The sequence below is a fragment of the Pseudomonas sp. LBUM1653 genome, assembly GCF_059716115.1.
Genome location: NZ_CP166803.1, coordinates 2921189 through 2939765, shown reverse-complemented (window position 1 = coordinate 2939765; position 18577 = coordinate 2921189). Strand labels below are relative to the sequence as shown.

14 protein-coding genes are annotated in these 18577 nt (G+C 61.1%); 12 read left to right on the top strand and 2 right to left on the bottom strand.

Features of this window, described 5'->3' with window-relative positions; all coding sequences use genetic code 11:
- The first annotated feature begins 15 nt into the window (after positions 1–15).
- The 8 genes from ACA054_RS13380 (at position 16) to ACA054_RS13345 (ending at position 9473) form a co-directional block, all read left to right on the top strand.
- Positions 16–945: an amidohydrolase family protein gene (locus ACA054_RS13380; RefSeq protein WP_497689805.1), complete on the top strand. Its 930-nt coding sequence runs from the start codon at positions 16–18 to the stop codon at positions 943–945.
- Positions 946–949: 4 nt separating this feature from the next.
- Positions 950–1855: an amidohydrolase family protein gene (locus tag ACA054_RS13375; RefSeq protein ID WP_008059304.1), complete on the top strand. Its 906-nt coding sequence runs from the start codon at positions 950–952 to the stop codon at positions 1853–1855.
- Between the two features lie 167 nt (positions 1856–2022).
- Complete coding sequence (locus ACA054_RS13370; protein ID WP_497689804.1) at positions 2023–3408, top strand: UbiD family decarboxylase; 1386 nt, start codon at positions 2023–2025, stop codon at positions 3406–3408.
- On the top strand, positions 3405–4091 hold the full coding sequence (locus tag ACA054_RS13365; protein WP_497689803.1) for a UbiX family flavin prenyltransferase: 687 nt from the start codon (positions 3405–3407) through the stop codon (positions 4089–4091). The genes ACA054_RS13370 and ACA054_RS13365 overlap by 4 nt, the downstream gene beginning before the upstream one ends.
- Positions 4092–4108: 17 nt before the next feature.
- On the top strand, positions 4109–5155 hold the full coding sequence (locus ACA054_RS13360) for a CobW family GTP-binding protein (protein WP_497689802.1): 1047 nt from the start codon (positions 4109–4111) through the stop codon (positions 5153–5155).
- A gap of 263 nt (positions 5156–5418) precedes the next feature.
- Positions 5419–6780 carry a nucleobase:cation symporter-2 family protein gene (locus tag ACA054_RS13355; RefSeq protein WP_497689801.1) on the top strand — a complete coding sequence of 454 codons (1362 nt, stop codon included), beginning with the start codon at positions 5419–5421 and terminating at the stop codon, positions 6778–6780.
- Between the two features lie 12 nt (positions 6781–6792).
- Positions 6793–8181, top strand: coding sequence for an amidohydrolase family protein (locus tag ACA054_RS13350; RefSeq protein WP_497689800.1), 1389 nt, complete (start codon positions 6793–6795; stop codon positions 8179–8181).
- A gap of 146 nt (positions 8182–8327) precedes the next feature.
- Positions 8328–9473 (top strand): XdhC family protein, encoded by a 1146-nt coding sequence (locus tag ACA054_RS13345; RefSeq protein ID WP_497689799.1) that lies wholly within the window; start codon positions 8328–8330, stop codon positions 9471–9473.
- Between the two features lie 41 nt (positions 9474–9514).
- Here ACA054_RS13345 and ACA054_RS13340 read toward each other — a convergent pair whose 3' ends face one another.
- Both ACA054_RS13340 and ACA054_RS13335 read right to left on the bottom strand, forming a co-directional pair.
- Entirely contained in the window at positions 9515–10798 is a 1284-nt protein-coding gene (locus ACA054_RS13340; protein ID WP_497689798.1) for a Zn-dependent hydrolase, read from the bottom strand.
- Positions 10799–10941: 143 nt separating this feature from the next.
- Positions 10942–12426 (bottom strand): NCS1 family nucleobase:cation symporter-1, encoded by a 1485-nt coding sequence (locus ACA054_RS13335; RefSeq protein ID WP_497689797.1) that lies wholly within the window; start codon positions 12424–12426, stop codon positions 10942–10944.
- A gap of 542 nt (positions 12427–12968) precedes the next feature.
- Here ACA054_RS13335 and hydA point away from each other — a divergent pair.
- The 4 genes from hydA to ACA054_RS13315 all read left to right on the top strand — a co-directional run bounded on the left by hydA (position 12969) and on the right by ACA054_RS13315 (position 18479).
- Positions 12969–14408: a dihydropyrimidinase gene (hydA, locus tag ACA054_RS13330; RefSeq protein WP_497689796.1), complete on the top strand. Its 1440-nt coding sequence runs from the start codon at positions 12969–12971 to the stop codon at positions 14406–14408.
- 161 nt (positions 14409–14569) lie between these two features.
- The gene (locus ACA054_RS13325) at positions 14570–15937 is read left to right on the top strand and encodes an NAD(P)-dependent oxidoreductase (RefSeq protein ID WP_497689795.1); all 1368 of its coding nucleotides are present in this window, start codon (positions 14570–14572) and stop codon (positions 15935–15937) included.
- Positions 15938–17212 carry an NAD-dependent dihydropyrimidine dehydrogenase subunit PreA gene (gene preA, locus ACA054_RS13320; RefSeq protein WP_497689794.1) on the top strand — a complete coding sequence of 425 codons (1275 nt, stop codon included), beginning with the start codon at positions 15938–15940 and terminating at the stop codon, positions 17210–17212. It abuts the gene before it with no gap.
- Between the two features lie 211 nt (positions 17213–17423).
- The gene (locus tag ACA054_RS13315) at positions 17424–18479 is read left to right on the top strand and encodes an RHS repeat-associated core domain-containing protein (protein WP_497689793.1); all 1056 of its coding nucleotides are present in this window, start codon (positions 17424–17426) and stop codon (positions 18477–18479) included.
- Positions 18480–18577 lie beyond the last annotated feature (98 nt).

Here is an 18577-nt window from a genome sequence, read left to right as displayed (position 1 = left end):
AGGAGATCGACTTCAATGATCATCGATATCAGTTGCTATCCCACCGATCTGGTGGACCTCGCCTGGAGGCATGACGGTGACCCGTTCACCGGCGAGCGTCTGCTGCAGATGATGGATGGCCCGTACATGGTCAACGGCAAACCTCGCCGCATCGACAAAGCCTTCATCCAGCCCCCACAGGGCAACACCATCTACACCTGGACCGACGGTGAACTCAGCGGACGCGAATCCATCGACGCCTACATGGCCTACACGCTGAAAATGGTCCAGACCTACCCGGATCGCTTCATCGGTTGCTTCGTCTATAACCCGCGCTGCGGCGTGGAAAACGGCGTCGAGGCGATCGAACGCTACGTCACCGAACACGGCTTCAAGATGGTCCAGATGCAGGCCAACATGCACGCCTACCGTCCTGACCGCGCCCTCGACTGGGTGCGCCCGGCCTTCGAGAAATGCGCCGAGCTGGGCATCCCGGTCAAGCTGCACACCGGCGACGGGCCGTACAGCATCCCGTCGGAATGGGTGCCGATGATCAAGGAGTTTCCCAACGTCGATTTCATCATGGCCCACTTCGGCGTGCAGACCGGTGGCGTCTACGTGTTCGAACCGATGCAATGGGCGATGGAGTTGCCCAACGTCTACTGCGAATCGGGCTGGTGCCTGCAATCGCGGATCGTCGAGTTCGCCAAGGTCTTGCCGACCCACAAAATTCTCTTCGGTACCGATACGCCGCCGAACGAACCGGGCATGTGGCTGCGCCTGCTCGAAGTGCTGTGCCACGAACCGCCGCAAGGCCTGAACCTCGACGAGGACACCCTCGAAGAATACCTGGGCAACAACACCGCACGGATGATCGGCCTGGAGCCGACACCGCCGCCGCGTTCCGTTTCCGAAGCAGAGGCGCAACTCAAGCGCCCCGTCATCACGCAACTGGCCAGGAGTTGAACCGATGATTATCGATACCCATCTGCACCCCACCAACCTGGTCGACGAGGCCTGGCGCCACACCGGCGAACCCTTCACCGGCGAGCGCATGCTCAAGCTGATGGACGGCCCGTACATGATCAACGGCAAGCCGCGCCGGATCGACATGGGTTTCATCCAGCCACCGCCCGGCAACACCGGCTACCGCGACGGCAACCGCCGTGGCCGCGAAGGTGTGCGTGACTACATGTCCTACGTCGCCGAACTGTGCGTGAAGTACCCCGACCGTTTCATCGGCAACTTCAACTTCAACCCGCGCTGGGGGCCGGAAAACGGTGCGGCGGAGCTGGAATTCCACATCAAGGAATACGGCTTCAAGATGCTCAAGCTGCACGCCAACATGCACGGATATCGCCCGGACCGGGCGCTGGACTGGCTGCGTCCGGCGATGAAAGTGTGTGCCAAGTACAACATCGTGGTGCTGATCCACACCGGCGACGGCCCGTACACCATTCCGACCATGTTCTACCCGATCATCCGCGAGTTCCCGATGGTCAATTTCATCATCGGTCACTTCGGCATCCAGACCGGCGGCAACTACTCGTTCGAAGCGTTCTGGATGGCCATGGACACACCGAACGTTTACTGCGAATCCGGCTGGTGCTTCCAGTCGCGGATCGTCGAGTTTGCCAAGGACTTGCCACGCAACAAGATCGTGTTCGGCACCGACTCGCCGCCGAATGAACCGGGCATGTGGTTGCGCGAGCTTGAGGTGCTGTGCTCGCCCGCACCACAAGGCCTGGGCATAGACGAGGACCACCTTGAGGATTACCTGGGCAACAACATTGCCCGGTTGTGCGGCATCGAACCGACACCGCCACCCAAGGACCTGGCCGAGGCGGACATTCGCCTGACCACCACGTACCTCTAGCCTCACGCGCAACCCTTGTGGGAGCGAGCCTGCTCGCGAAAGCGGAGTGTCAGGCAGCGCGGATGTCGCCTGACACGGCCTCTTCGCGAGCAGGCTCGCTCCCACAGGTACCTCGCTGTCCCGAAGATGATTTGAACGCACAGCATTGTTTTTCACGAGGTGAAACCATGACCCTCTCGACGCTCGGCGATACCCAGGATTTTCACGATTTCATCGATGCCTATCGCCGGCAATACCCGGACGATGTGCTGACCATTCACGACTCCCTGAGCGCCGACCAGGACGTCACCGCCCTGGTCGACGCCCTCGCCGCCCAAGGCCGCGATCCGCTGCTGATCTGCGAACGGGTGGGTAACCTCGGAGTGCCGGTAGCCACCAACCTCTTCGCCTCCCGCACCCGTATTGCGCGGATCTTCGGTGTTGCCCCTGCGCAACTGCACGAGACTTTCCAAAAGCGCGCCAACCATCCCATCGCCCCGCGCTATGTCGAAACCGGCCCCGTGCTGGATGAGATTTTCGAAGGCGAAGCCGTGGACCTGGCGCTGTTGCCGATGCTCAAGCATTTCGCCAGTGATCGCGGCCCCTACATCACCAACGCGATCATCATCGCCGAGGACCCTGTCACCGGCATCGCCAACATGAGCTACCACCGCTCGATGCGCCACGCCCGGCAGACCCTCGCCACCAGCCTGCACTCACGCGGTCACCTGTGGCGCATGCTGCAAACCGCCCGCGAGCGCGGCGAGGAATTGCGCGTGGCCATGGTGGTCGGCGCGCATCCGTTGTTCATGCTCGCGGCGGCGGCACGCTTGCCCTTCGGCAGTGATGAACGCGCGGTGGCGGGCGGTTTGTTCGGCGCACCGCTGGAGCTGGTGAAAACCCCGCGCTACGGCATCGGCGTCCCGGCGTATGCGGAGTTTGTCCTCGAAGGTGCGATCGATCCGGCGGCCTATGCCGATGAAGGTCCGTTCGGTGAATTCAGCGGCTACTCCTCGGATCGCTCGACCAACAATGTGCTGCGGGTCGATACCCTGATGCGGCGCAAGGACGCCTGGTTGGTGGACGTGGTCGGTGGCCGCTACGCCGAACACCTGACCTTGGCGCGACTGCCCCGGGAAGCGGAGATGAGCGAGAAACTCAAGGCGCGCTTCCCCGCCGTCACCGCCGTGCACTACCCCAATTCGGGCACCCATTTTCATTGCTACGTCGCCCTGGAGCAAAGCCGCGACGGCGAAGCGCGGCAGATCATGCTGGCCCTGCTCGGCTGGGACCCGTACCTGAAAACCGTGATCGCGGTGGACAGCGACATCGACATCAGCGACGACAGTCAGGTGCTGTGGGCGCTGGCCACACACTTCCAGCCGCACCAGGACATTTTCGTCATCGATGGCTTGCCTGGCAGCCCGCTGGACCCGTCATCGTCCGTCGACGGCACCACCTCGCGCATGGGCCTGGACGCTACGCGCGGTTCGGGATTCGACGGGGTCAAGGCGCTACTGGACCAGGACGTGCTTGACCGTGCCCGCCAACTGCTCGCAGGACTGCAATCATGAACCGCCGGCGCATGGTGGTCGGCATCAGCGGTGCGTCGGGTTTCATCTACGGCGTGCGCCTGCTGCAATTGCTCGCAGAGCTCGACATAGAAAGCCACCTGATCATCAGCCGCGCCGCGCTGCTGACCATGGCCCACGAAACCGATTACAAATTGGCCGACGTCACGGCGCTGGCCAGCCATTATCACCGCGCCGATGACGTGGCCGCCGGGATCGCCAGCGGTTCGTTCCGCTGCCTGGGCATGGTGGTCGCGCCATGCTCCATGCGCACCCTGGCGGAAATCGCCACCGGCACCTCTTCAGGCCTGATCGGCCGGGCCGCCGACGTCACCCTCAAGGAACGTCGAAGGTTGGTGCTGATGGCTCGGGAAACCCCGCTGACCCTCGCCCATTTGCGCAACATGACGGCTGTCACCGAGATGGGCGGCATCATCGCGCCGCCCGTTCCAGCCTTCTACGCCCGCCCGCAAGACCTGGCGCAAATGGTCGACCACAGCCTCGGCCGCGTCCTCGACCTGTTCGGCCTCGACGCCGGCACCGCGCTGCGCTGGGGAGAACACACAAAACCTTGTGGGAGCGAGCTTGCTCGCGATGAGGCCATCACATCCAACAATCCCGTTGCCAGACACACCGCCATCGCGAGCAAGCTCGCTCCCACAGTTGATCGCACTCCGACCATTTAGTTATTTAGGAGCATCACATGAACACCCCATTCACCGCCCCGACCCCCAACACCAAAATCCCGGTGACCATCCTCACCGGCTTCCTCGGTGCCGGCAAAACCACCCTGCTCAACTACATCCTCAAGGAAAACCACGGGCGCAAGATCGCCGTGATCGAGAACGAGTTCGGTGAAGTCGGCATCGACGGCGACCTGGTGCTCAGTTCCGAAACCGAAGAAATCTACGAGATGGTCAACGGCTGCGTGTGCTGCACCGCCGAGGTTCGCGAAGACCTGGTGCGCATCGTCCGTGAACTGGTGGCGCGCCCGGTGCGCCTCGATCACATCCTGATCGAGACCAGTGGCCTGGCCGACCCGTACCCGGTGGCCCAGAGCTTCTTCATCAACGACCCGATTGCCGATGAAGTGGAACTCGACGCCATCGTCACCATGGTCGATGCCAAGCACATCGCCCAGCACCTGGAAGACCTGCAACTCGATGGCGTGGACAACCAGGCCGTGGACCAGATCGTCTGCGCCGACCGCATTGTCATCAACAAGGTCGATCTGGTCAGTGATGATGAAGTGGCGGCCTTGAGCGAGAAAATCCGCGGGCTCAATGCCACGGCGGAACTGGTGACCTCCAGTTATGCCGAAATTGATCTGTCGAAAATCCTTGGCATCGGCGCCTTCGAGTCCACGCAAAAACTCATGGAAATCGGTGCCGACCACGATCACCACGCCGATGAGCATCACCATGCGCATGACGAACCCGACCATGAGCACGACCCGAGCGTGACATCGGTAGGCATCGCCGTGGATGGCGCGGTGAACCTGGGTGACTTCCACCGCTGGATCACCCGACTGCGCACCGAGCAAGCCGACAACCTGTACCGCATGAAGGGCGTGCTGGCAGTGGTGGATCAGGACCAGCGCTACGTACTGCAAGGGGTGCACAGCCTCGTCGAGTTTCGTGCCTCCACCCCATGGGGCGCCGAACCCCGCTCCAGCAAGATTGTGTTCATCGGCCGCGACCTGGACCGCGCGGCCCTGAACCAGGGCTTTGCCGCCTGCCTGGCAGGCTGAAAAAAGGCATCGGAGCCGGTGGATGGCGGTTCCGGGCACACGAATGACTGATGCCAGCCAGTCAGGACAGCAAAAAACCTGTGGGAGCGAGCTTGCTCCGGGCGGCGTTCCGACGATAGGGCCGTCACATCCAACATCCCTGTTGGCTGACACTCCGTCATCCCGAGCAAGCTCGGTCCCACAGGGATCAATGGTGTTCCTGCGATCGGCATCAGAACGAATACCCCTCTTTACCGAATTACAACAGCTAGAGGTGATTCTCCATGTCGTCAGCCAATACCCCTGCAACATCCTCCATCCACCCCGTCGACCGGATTCTGCCGGTCCGGCAAATGCTCACCCTCGGCCTGCAACACATGGCCGTCTCGTACATCGGCGCCATCGCCGTGCCGTTGATTGTCGCCAGTGCCCTGAAAATGTCCCAGGCCGACACGGTGGTGCTGATCAGCACCACGCTGTTCTGCTCGGGCATCGCCACCCTGCTGCAAACCGTCGGTTTCTGGAAATTCGGCGTGCGCCTGCCGATCCTCCAAGGCGTGGCGTTCAGCAGCGTGGGGCCGGTGATCGCCATCGGCAGCAATCCGGAAATCGGTTTCGCCGGGGTCTGCGGAGCGGTGATCGGCGCGGGGATTTTTACCATGCTGATAGCACCGTTTGTGGGTCGATTACGCCGCTTCTTTCCACCGGTGGTCACCGGTTGCATTGTCACCGTGATCGGCTTGCAGCTGTTTCCGATTGCCTATGAATGGGTTGGCGGCGGGCGGCATGCCAGCGACTTCGGAGCGCCGGCGTATCTGGCCGTCGCGGCGGTGGTGCTGCTGAGCATCCTGCTGGTCACCCGCTACGGCAGCCCGATGCTGCGCAACATGGCGGTGCTGGTGGGCATGCTGGTGGGCGCGGCGCTGGCTTACGGGCTGGGCATGGGCAGTTTTCACAGCGTGCAGGAGTCGCCGTGGCTCACCGTGCCCTACCCGTTCTACTTCGGCCTGCCGACCTTCAGCCTGATTCCCATCGCCACCATGGTGGTGGTGATGATCGTGCAGATGGTCGAATCCATGGGGTTGTTCGTGGCCATCGGCGACATCGTCGATAAACCGGTGGAAGAAAAACAGGTGATCAACGGCCTGCGCGCCAATGGCCTGGCGAGCACCATTGCCGGGATGTTCGCGGCTTTTCCGTTCATTGCCTTCATGGAAAACGTCGGGCTGGTGATCCTGACCGGTGTGCGCAGTCGCTGGGTGGTCGCCATCAGCGGCTTGCTGATGTGCTCGGTGGCGCTGGTGCCCAAGGCCGGGGCGATCATCGCCTCGATGCCGACCGCGGCCCTCGGCGGTGCCGGGATCGCCATGTTCGGCGTGGTCGCGGCAGCAGGGATCCAGACCCTGGCCAAGGTCGACTACGAGCGCAATCGCTACAACGTGCTGATCGTCGGTTTCACCATCGCCGCCGCCCTGGTGCCGGTACTGGCCCCGGCCCTGTTCAAACAATTGCCCGAGTGGTCGCAGCCGTTCCTACACAGCAGTGTGGTGATCGCCTGCCTGGTGTCGGTGCTGCTCAACGCCACCCTCAACGGCGTCAGCGTGCCTGATGCCGCCACCAGCAAATCCGCCACCCACAGCCTCTGACTGGAGCCGACCATGACTCAACTGCAAAACATCCTGATCAAGAACCCAGTGGCGGTGATGACCGGCCTGCGTGGCCCGCGGGCCAGGGCCGGCGCCGTGGACATCCGCATTGTCGACGGCCGCATCACCGAAATGGCCGCAGGTCTTGAAGCGCAACCCGGCGAACGGCTGATCGATGCGCGCCACGCGGTGGTGTATCCGGGCTGGATCAACACCCACCATCACCTGTTCCAGAACTTGCTCAAAGCCGTCCCCGAAGGATTGAACCAGGACCTGCAAGGCTGGCTGGCCAGCGTGCCCTACCCGCGCCTCAACCGCTTCACCCCGCAACTGGCGCGGATCGCCGCACAACTGGGCATGGCCGAACTGCTGCTGTCGGGCGTGACGACCTGCGCCGATCACCATTACCTCTACCACACCAACGGCACCACCGAGACCGGCGACCTGCTGTTCGATATGGCCGATGAGTTCGGCTTGCGTTTCGTGTTGTGCCGCGGCGGCGCGCTGGAGTCGGCCAGCGCCCATCCAGGTTTCTCGAAAACCGCGTTGCAACCGGAAACCCTCGACCAGATGGTGGGTGACATCGAACGGCTCAAGTCGCGCTATCACCAGGACACCCCGGACGCCTTGCGCCGGGTGGTGGTCGCGCCGACCACTCCAACTTTCTCGCTGCCGCCGACGCTGCTGCGTGAACTTGCCCACACCGCCCGCGGCCTCGGCTTGCGCCTGCACACACACTTGTCTGAAACGCAGAACTACGTGAATTTCTGCCGCGAGAAATACAACTGCCTGCCGGTAGAATTCGTCGCCGAACACGAATGGCTCGGCCCGGATGTGTGGTTCGCCCACGCTGTGCACCTGCAACCCGGTGAAATCCGCATGCTCGCGCAAACCGGCACCGGCATTTCCCACTGCCCGGTGAGCAATGCGCGCCTCGGTAGCGGCGTCGCGCCGGTGCCGCAGATGTTCGAGGCCGGGGTGCCGATTTCCCTTGGCGTGGATGGCGTGGCGTCCAACGAGTCCGGGAGCATGGTCGGCGAAGCGAACACCGCGTGGCTGATTCACCGGGCGCAGCAAGGCGCATCGGCCACCACCGCCGAAGATGTCATCCACTGGGGCACGGCCGGCGGTGCCCAGGTGCTGGGGCTGGGGGCGGTCGGCACCCTGGAAATCGGCCAGGCGGCGGACCTGGTGATCTACGGTCTCGAGCATCCGCGCTTCTTCGGTTTCCACGACATTGCCGTAGCGCCGGTGGTGGCGGGTGAACCGATTACGGTGAAGTACAGCCTGGTCGGTGGCCGGGTGGTGGTCGATAACGGCGTGATCCCGGGGCTGGATGTGCATCGGATGCGGGCCGAGGCGTGGGATGGGGTGCGGCAGTTGATGAACATCGACGACTGATCAACACCCCCACCCTGTAGGAGCGAGCATGCTCGCGATGATCGCTTGGGCGACAAGGGCTATCTGATGCCCCGCGTTATCGTTGACGTCCATCGCGAGCATGCTCGCTCCTACAGGGATCTCCATCATCTTTTGGAACTGATTCCATGTCCGGCCTCAACGATCTCTTACAAGCCATCGACACTGCCGCCCACCACGGCGAAGAAACCATCCTCGCCACCGTGGTCAAGGTGGAAGGCTCGGCCTACCGCCGGCCCGGTGCGCGGATGCTCATCCCCATCCACGGCCGCACCGTCGGCACCGTCAGCGGTGGTTGCCTGGAACAGGACCTGGCGAAAAAAGCCTGGTGGCTCACCGATTCCGGCGAACCGGTGGTGCGCCGCTACAGCACGGGCGCCACCGAGGACGAAGACGATGAGCAAAGTGCCCTGACCTTTGGCCTGGGTTGCAACGGCACGGTATTCGTCATGCTCGAACGCCTTCGGGCAAAATCGCCTTCACCGGCAATCGAACTGCTGCGACGCGTGCGCGACCGTCAACAACCGGCCGCCATGGCCACGGTGATTGCCAGTTCCCGCGATGCCTCTGCCCGGGTCGGTGACCGCCTGCTGTCAGACACCGAGGGCAGCCTGCGCAACCAGCAACTGAATATTGCGATCAGCCGTGACCTGCACAAGACACTGGCGCAGAAAAAGTCCTCGACACGGCTCTACAGCAACGCACGTGGTGAGGTCGAAGTATTTTTCGAGTACATCGCCCCGCCGCCCCGCCTGGTGATTATCGGCGCCGGCCACGACGCACAGCCGCTGGTGCGCATGGCCAAACTGCTGGACTGGCACGTCAGCGTTGTCGACAGCCGCAGTCACTTCGCCCGGGCCGAACGTTTCCCACAAGCCGATGCCGTTGTCCTCGCCAGCCTCGACAACCCGTTCGACCTGGCCCCGCTGATCGACGGCGCCTTTGTGGCGGTGATGACCCACAGCTACCGCCAGGACCGCCATTGGCTCGGGCTGGCGCTGCAAGCCGCGCCCGCCTACATCGGCCAACTCGGCCCCAAAGAACGCACCGAACGCTTGCTGGCGCAAATCGGCCCGGGCAACTCCGCGCTGCACTACCCGATGGGCCTCGACCTGGGTGGCGATACGCCGCAGAGCGTGGCGCTGGCGATACTCGCCGAGATGACGGCGGTGATGAATCAGCGCCAGGGCGGGATGCTCAGGCATCGGCGCAAACCGATTCATCAAGTGGATCTTGTGGTCAGTGAAAATCTTCGGGAGACGGTCGTCCCATGACTAGTGACGTACGCTGAATCATTCAGCGCACGTCACAGGGTTCAAGCAGCCAGCGCCCCCTTGGCCACCGCCGCCGAAGCCGCCAGCATCGCCCGCAACAGCACCGCACATCCGGCCGCCAGGTCATCCGGGGCGGCATTCTCGATTTCGTTGTGGCTGATGCCACCTTCGCACGGCACGAAGATCATCCCGGCTGGGCCCAGCTCGGCAAGGAAGATTGCGTCGTGCCCGGCGCCGCTGACGATGTCCATGTGCGACAGGCCAAGCCCTTGCGCGGCGCCGCGTACCGCTTCGACGCAGCCCTTGTCGAAGTACAGCGGCGGGAAGTCGGCGGTGGGTGTCAGTTCATAGGTCAGGCCGTGTTCGTCACAGGTGGTTTCGATGACTTCGCGGACTTCGGCGATCATCGAGTCCAGTCGCGCCGGTTCCAGGTGACGGAAGTCCAGGGTCATGCGCACTTCGCCGGGGATGACGTTGCGCGAACCGGGATAGGCTTGCAGGCAACCGACGGTGCCACAGGCGTGCGGTTGGTGGCCGAGGGCTGCGCGGTTGACGGCGCCGACGATCACCGCGGCACCGACCAGGGCGTCCTTGCGCAGGTGCATCGGCGTGGGGCCTGCGTGGGCTTCGACGCCGCGCAGTTTCAGGTCGAACCACTTCTGCCCAAGGGCGCCCATTACCACGCCGATGGTTTTGCGTTCGTCTTCGAGAATCGGCCCTTGCTCGATGTGGGCTTCGAAATAGGCACCCACGGCGTGGCCGCTGACTTTGCGCGGGCCGGCGTAACCGATGGCGTTCAGGGCTTCGCCGACGGTCACGCCTTCCGCATCGACTTTGGCCAGGGTTTCTTCGAGGGTGAATTTTTCCGCGAATACGCCGGAGCCCATCATGCACGGAGCGAAACGCGAGCCCTCTTCGTTGGTCCACACCACCACCTCCAGCGGCGCTTCGGTCTCGATGCCCAGGTCATTGAGGGTGCGCAGCACTTCGACGCCGGCCAGCACACCGAAGCAGCCATCGAACTTGCCGCCAGTGGGCTGGGTATCGATGTGGCTGCCGGTCATCACCGGTGGCAGGTCCGGATTGCGTCCGGGACGGCGGGCGAAGATATTGCCGACGGCGTCGATGCTGACGGTGCAGCCGGCATCGATACACCATTTGACGAAGGTGTCCCGGGCCTGGCGGTCGAGGTCGGTCAGGGCCAGGCGACAAACACCGCCCTTGACCGTGGCGCCGAGTTTGGCCAGTTCCATGAGCGACTGCCACAGACGGTCGCGGTTGATGTGCTGATGGGTGGACTGCAGAACGTCTATGGCCGCGTTCATGGGGATCTCCTCTGGCTGTTCTTATAGGTTTCTTCAGGCATTTTTTTTGCTGTGTTCGAGGCCCTCTTCGCGAGCAGGCTCGCTCCCACATAGGATTGCATTCCAAAATGTGGGAGCGAGCCTGCTCGCGAAGGGGCCAGTCATCACACCGCAGATTTCGCGACTGATGGGCTGGACCGCATCGCGCACAGCCCGTAGTAAATCAACCCGCCAAGGGCCGAGCCGGTAAACCAGCCATAGCTGTAGAACCAGCTGAACACGTCGCTGCCCAGGGACAGCAGCGTCAACACCACCGGCACCCCGAAGGCGATAAAACCGTTCCAGTTCCACGCCGGATACACGTCATCGCGATAAAGGCCCGCCAGATCCAGCCGCTGTTTCTTGATCAGGAAGTAATCCACCACCATGATCCCGGCAATCGGCCCCAAAAGGCTGGAATAGCCGAGCAACCAGTTGGAATAGACCGTTTCCAGGCTCACATCCGAAACAATCAGCCCGAGCTTTTTCAGCAGTTCATGGGCCATCAACGCCAGCCCGACCAGCCCGGTGAGCATCACCGCCTTGGTCCGGTTGATCACCTTGGGGGCGATATTCTGGAAGTCGTTGGTTGGCGAAACGATGTTGGCCGCGGTGTTGGTCGACAGCGTGGCAATGATGATCAGCGCCATGGCCAGCGCCACCCAGACCGGACTCTGGATATGGCCGATCAGGGTCACCGGGTCGGACACCGTCACGCCCACCAGCTTCACCGAGGCGGCTGTCATCACCACGCCCAGGGAGGCAAACAGGAACATGGTCAGTGGCAGGCCGATGATCTGCCCGACAATCTGGTCTTTCTGGCTTTTCGCGTAGCGGCTGAAGTCGGGGATGTTCAGCGACAGCGTGGCCCAGAACCCGACCATCGCGGTCAGCCCGGCCGCGAAGTAACTGGCCACGCCCGCGCCTTCGGGACGCTTGGGCGGGATCGCCAGCAGCTCGGTCATCGACACGTTCGGCATGGCCCACACCAGCAACCCGACCCCCACCAGCACCAACAGCGGTGCCGAGAGGGTTTCCAGCCATTTGATCGACTCGGCGCCGCGAATCACCACCCACAGGTTCAGCGCCCAGAACACCATGAAGCCTATGACCTCGCCGGTGCCGCCCAGGGATTTCCAGCCCTCGAACACCGAACCCAGGAACAGGTGAATCGCCAGGCCACCGAACATCGTCTGGATGCCGAACCAGCCACAGGCCACCAGGGCGCGGATCAGGCACGGGATGTTGGAACCGAAGATGCCGAAGGACGAGCGCAGCAACACCGGAAACGGGATGCCGTACTTGGTGCCGGGAAAGGCGTTGAGCGTCAGCGGGATCAATACGATGATGTTGGCACACAGAATCGCCAGCAGCGCTTCACCGACACTCAGGCCGAAGTACGCCGTCAGCACCCCGCCCAGGGTATAGGTCGGCACGCAAATCGCCATGCCCACCCATAACGCTGTGATGTGCCATTTGTTCCAGGTTCGTTCGCGCACCTTGGTCGGTGCTATGTCGTGGTTGTAACGGGGACTGTCGAGGACATCGCTGCCGGCTTCCAGCTCGAACAAGCCGTCGCGCTCGTTCACTTGCGATCTGATCTGTTGCATGGCCGCTCCACTGTTCTTTGAATTATTTTTTGCTCATCAGGGGCTGGCGGCTTCAATAAACGTGCCGGTTGCCCCGCTTGCGCATCGGGCAGATCCATAAACACTCTGTAACCAACTGATGTTTATCAGTTTTACTCGGTCGTCCACGGTTACTTGTCATGTCACTCAGGCCGAATGCCAGCCAAGTTGTCCGAACAGTCAGGACTCAATCTGGTGCATTGATGTTTTTTTCAAAGTCGCGCATCAACCATAGACCATCCTCAAACGGCTGATTTCACATAAGAAATCTTGACCATATTTGGATCCTGTCAAGTGCGTCAAAATGGTGAGAGGCCTCACCATTTTGGTGATTTAAGTTTTATTTCTTTATTTATCAATTAGTTAAACCAGTCATAAGCTTATAAAAAATATTCTTGCTCATTCCCATAACTCAGACTAGCTTTTAATCCTGACAGCGATGACAGGAATACAACGGTTGACGCTGACGTCATATAAAACATCTAGAACCGGCATCAGTCGGTCATGCCTGCGAGGAACTCGGAATGTCTCTGTTGATCCGTGGCGCTACCGTTATCACCCATGATGAAAGTTATCGCGCCGATGTGTATTGCGCAGACGGCGTAATCAAAGCCATCGGCGAAGACCTCGACGTTCCCGCAGGTGCCGAGATACTCGACGGCAGCGGTCAATACCTGATGCCTGGCGGCATCGACCCCCACACCCACATGCAACTGCCCTTCATGGGCACCGTGGCCAGCGAAGACTTTTTCAGTGGCACGGCGGCGGGTCTTGCCGGTGGCACCACGTCGATCATCGACTTCGTGATCCCCAATCCGCAGCAATCCTTGATGGAGGCTTTCCATCAGTGGCGCGGCTGGGCCGAGAAGTCGGCGTCCGATTACGGCTTCCACGTCGCGATTACCTGGTGGAGCGAACAGGTTCGCGAAGAAATGGCCGAGTTGGTGATTCATCACGGGGTCAACAGCTTCAAGCATTTCATGGCCTACAAGAACGCAATCATGGCGGCGGATGACACCCTGGTGGCGAGTTTCGAGCGCTGCCTGGAACTGGGCGCGGTGCCGACTGTGCATGCGGAAAACGGTGAGCTGGTGTATCACCTGCAACGCAAACTCATGGCCCAGGGCATGACCGGGCCCGAAGCGCATCCACTGTCGCGCCCCTCGCAGGTGGAAGGCGAGGCCGCGAGCCGCGCCATCCGCATTGCCGAAACCCTGGGCACGCCGCTATATCTGGTCCACGTCTCGACCAAGGAAGCCCTCGACGAAATCACCTACGCCCGCGCCAAGGGCCAACCGGTCTACGGCGAAGTGCTGGCCGGGCATCTGCTGCTGGACGACAGCGTCTACCGACACCCGGACTGGCAGACTGCCGCCGGCTACGTGATGAGCCCACCGTTCCGTCCTCGCGGTCATCAAGAGGCCCTCTGGCACGGTTTGCAGGCGGGTAACCTGCACACCACCGCCACCGATCACTGCTGCTTCTGCGCCGAGCAGAAAGCCGCCGGCAAGGACGACTTCAGCAAGATCCCCAACGGCACCGCCGGCATCGAAGACCGCATGGCCGTGTTGTGGGATGAAGGCGTGAACACCGGGCGCTTTTCGATGCAGCAATTCGTCGCGCTGACCTCCACCAACACCGCGAAGATCTTCAACCTCTATCCGCGTAAAGGCGCGATCCGCGTCGGTGCCGATGCCGACCTGGTGCTGTGGGACCCGCAAGGTACGCGGACGATTTCCGCCAAGACCCATCACCAGCAGGTCGACTTCAATATTTTCGAAGGCAAGATCGTGCGCGGTGTACCGAGCCATACCATCAGCCAAGGCCGCGTGGTCTGGGCCGATGGCGATTTGCGGGCTGAGCGCGGTGCCGGGCGGTACATCGAACGGCCGGCTTATCCGGCGGTATTCGATTTGCTGAGCAAGCGGGCTGAGTTGAATCAGCCTACTGCTGTTAAACGCTGAAAGCGGCCTGCGGCCTATCGCGAGCAAGCTCGCTCCCACAGGTTTTGTGAACACCCGAGATCCCTGTGGGAGCGAGCTTGCTCGCGATGAGGCCCGCACAGACAACACAAAAACAATGCCCAGCAGAGGCAGCACCTCAAATAACCGTGAGGCCAAATACCGTGATCAAGACCTTGACCCACCTACCGCACCCCTATGAAAGTGCGGCCGCCCTCGCCGGCCATTTCACCGACCTGGCGCCACCACTCAACGATCGCCAGGCCCATCTGGAAGCCTCGCGCTGCCTGTACTGCTACGACGCACCCTGCGTGAATGCCTGCCCGAGCGAAATCGATATCCCGTCGTTCATCCGCAACATCCACCAGGACAACGTGCAGGGTGCGGCGCAGAAAATCCTCTCTGCCAACATCCTCGGTGGCAGTTGCGCCCGGGTCTGCCCGACGGAAATTCTTTGCCAGCAAGCCTGTGTGCGCAACAACGCCCATGAATGCGCGCCGGTGTTGATCGGCCTGTTGCAACGTTATGCCGTGGACAACGCGCACTTCCACGAGCACCCGTTCGCGCGCAGTGCTGCCACCGGCAAGCGCATCGCCGTGGTCGGTGCCGGTCCCGCCGGGTTGTCCTGCGCCCACCGCAGCGCGATGCACGGCCATGACGTGGTGATTTTCGAAGCCCGGGAAAAGGCCGGCGGCCTGAATGAATACGGGATCGCCAAATACAAACTGGTGGACGATTACGCACAGAAGGAGCTGGACTTCCTCCTGGAAATAGGTGGGATCGAAATCCGCCACGGGCAGAAACTGGGAGAGAACCTGACCCTCAGCGACCTGCATCAACAATTCGACGCCGTATTCCTCGGCATCGGCCTGGCGGCCAGCAAACAGCTTGGTCTACTTCATGAAGACGCGCCCGGTCTGGTGGCCGCCACCGACTACATCCGCGAACTGCGCCAGGCCGATGACCTGAGCCTGTTACCGCTGGCCGACCATTGCATCGTGCTCGGCGCCGGTAACACGGCTATCGACATGGCCGTGCAGATGGCGCGTCTTGGGGCACACGACGTCAACCTCGTGTACCGCCGTGGCGTGGAAGACATGGGTGCCACCCATCACGAACAAGACATCGCCAAAGCCAATCAGGTGCGCCTGTTGACCTGGGCACAGCCCGAGGAAGTGCTGCTCGACGACCAGGGCAACGTTCGCGGCATGCGCTTCGCTCGCACACATCTGGTTGAAGGTCGCCTGCAAACCACCGGTGAATCCTTTGAATTGGCCGCTGATGCGATCTTCAAAGCCATCGGCCAAAGCTTCGATTCCAGCGCCCTCGCCGACCCTTTAGCCCGAGAACTCAAGCGTCAGGGCGATCGCATCCTGGTGGACGAACAACTGCGCACCAGCATCCCCGGCGTGTATGCCGGCGGTGACTGCACCAGCCTCGACCAGGACCTCACCGTGCAGGCAGTACAACACGGCAAACGCGCCGCCGAGGCGATCAACGCTCAACTGATGCTCAACGTGGAGGCTGCGTAAATGGCCGATCTGTCGATTGTCTTCGCTGGCATCAAGTCCCCCAACCCGTTCTGGCTGGCCTCCGCACCGCCGACCGACAAGGCCTACAACGTGGTCCGCGCCTTCGAGGCCGGCTGGGGTGGCGTAGTTTGGAAAACTCTGGGGGAAGACCCGGCGGCGGTCAACGTTTCGTCGCGCTATTCGGCGCACTTCGGTGCCAACAGGGAAGTACTCGGTTTTAACAACATCGAACTGATCACCGATCGCTCGCTGGAGATCAACCTGCGGGAAATCACCCAGGTCAAAAAGGACTGGCCGGACCGCGCGCTGATCGTGTCGCTGATGGTGCCCTGCGTCGAAGAATCATGGAAACACATCCTGCCGCTGGTGGAGGCCACGGGGGCCGACGGCATCGAGCTGAACTTCGGTTGTCCCCACGGCATGCCCGAGCGCGGCATGGGCGCGGCGGTCGGCCAGGTGCCGGAATACGTCGAGCAGGTCACCCGCTGGTGCAAGACCTATTGCTCATTGCCAGTGATCGTCAAGCTGACGCCAAACATCACCGACATCCGCGTGGCTGCCCGCGCGGCGCACCGTGGCGGTGCGGATGCAGTGTCATTGATCAATACAATCAACTCGATCACCAGCGTCAACCTCGAGCGCATGGTCGCCAATCCCATGGTCGGCAGCCAAAGCACCCATGGCGGCTATTGCGGCTCGGCGGTCAAGCCGATCGCCTTGAACATGGTCGCCGAAATCGCCCGCGACCCGCAGACCCAAGGCCTGCCGATCAGCGGCATTGGCGGCATCGGCAACTGGCGCGATGCCGCCGAATTCATTGCGCTCGGCAGCGGTTCGGTGCAGGTGTGCACGGCGGCGATGCTGCATGGCTTCCGGATTGTCGAGGAGATGAAGGACGGCCTGTCACGCTGGATGGACAGTCAGGGTTACGCCAGCATCGCCGAGTTTTCCGGGCGCGCGGTGGGCAATACCACCGACTGGAAGTACCTGGATATCAACTATCAGGTGATTGCGAAGATTGATCAGGAGGCGTGTATTGGTTGCGGTCGCTGCCATATTGCCTGCGAAGACACCTCGCACCAGGCGGTGGCCAGCGTCAAGCAGGCGGACGGCACGCATAAGTACCAAGTGATCGAGGATGAGTGCGTGGGCTGCAACCTGTGCCAGATCACGTGCCCGGTGCAGGATTGTATCGAGATGGTGCCGATGGAGAACGGCAAGCCGTTTCTGGACTGGAACCACGATCCGCGAAATCCGTACCATGTGGCTGTTTGATTTTTAGCACCCAAGAAATCGCAGCCTCGTTGCACTCGACAGCCGCTACCCGGATCTCAGGGTCAACACAGCCCCCTGTAGGAGCTGTCGAGTGCAACGAGGCTGCGATCTTCCAAGCGCGACACCGATATACGGACTATCAGTTCTGCTAGTAGACAAGGACCGAGGGAAATCAGATTCTGAGAGCACGTTACCTCCAGGGACCTCCCTCATGCCCTCCTCCTTGAAAATATTCCAGTGGTATCACTACGACGCCGTAGATCGTCTGTCAGCCACGGGCCTTTCACCTCACGGAAGCACCCAGCGTTTCTACCAAGGCAACCACCTGGCGACGGAACTGCAAGAGCATTCGCAGCGGACGATCATTCGCCACGAGTCACAGCCCCTGGCACAGCATAAATCCACGCATGGCTTAAACGAAAATACACTAGTGGCGACTGACCAAGCCTATTCGTTGTTGCACAGTTTGACGCAATTCGAAGCCGAGCATTTCGCTTACACGGCCTACGGTCATCACCCGGCTGAAAGCGGATTGAGCAGCTTGCTCGGATTCAATGGCGAACCTCCTGATGCGTTGACCGGGCACTATCTACTGGGACGGGGAAAGCGCGCTTTCAATCCGGTATTGATGCGATTCAATAGTCCGGACAACCTGAGCCCTTTTGACGAAGGCGGGATCAATCCTTATGCCTATTGTAAGGGCGATTCTATAAATTATTATGACCCCACCGGGAATGTCCGTATGAGGCCCCCGGCAGCGCCTAAAATCACTCCTACAATGCAGACAAATGCGCACACATTAAAATTTGTCACTCAACCGCGAGACCCATTAAGCCTTAGAGGTTCAACCGTCGACAGGACTATAAAGCACATCAAGATTCGAACATTTAAAAAGACGCGATCATCGCCGTCTGACACTTCTAAAAATCACCCACGGCCATTTGAATACGATCTTTCGCATACCGCCACCCACCACCTTTCATCAAACAATGCAACACCTGGAGCACTGCTCAAGCTATCTGATGTTGAGTTAAATTTTAAAAATCACATTAAAAATAATCCCAATTTTTCTGCCTATGCCCATGAAGCAGATAGGAAAGATTTTTTGAGACTTACAGGTAAGCTCGGAGGCTTTGTTGGGCCAACCAGTAAACGAGAGGAACTTATACAAAAACTTCAAAAGCCCAGGATGAAAATCATGCAAACAAGTATCGAAAACTACCAGCAGACTTCTAACGAAATTATCAGGAGCGGTCCTGTCACCTAAAATTCAATCGACTTCAGCTATGTCGCCGAATTAAGCCCTTTAAACCGCACTGGAGATGGGACCGATGGAAGGCGGCAAGCCGTTCCTGGACTGGAGCC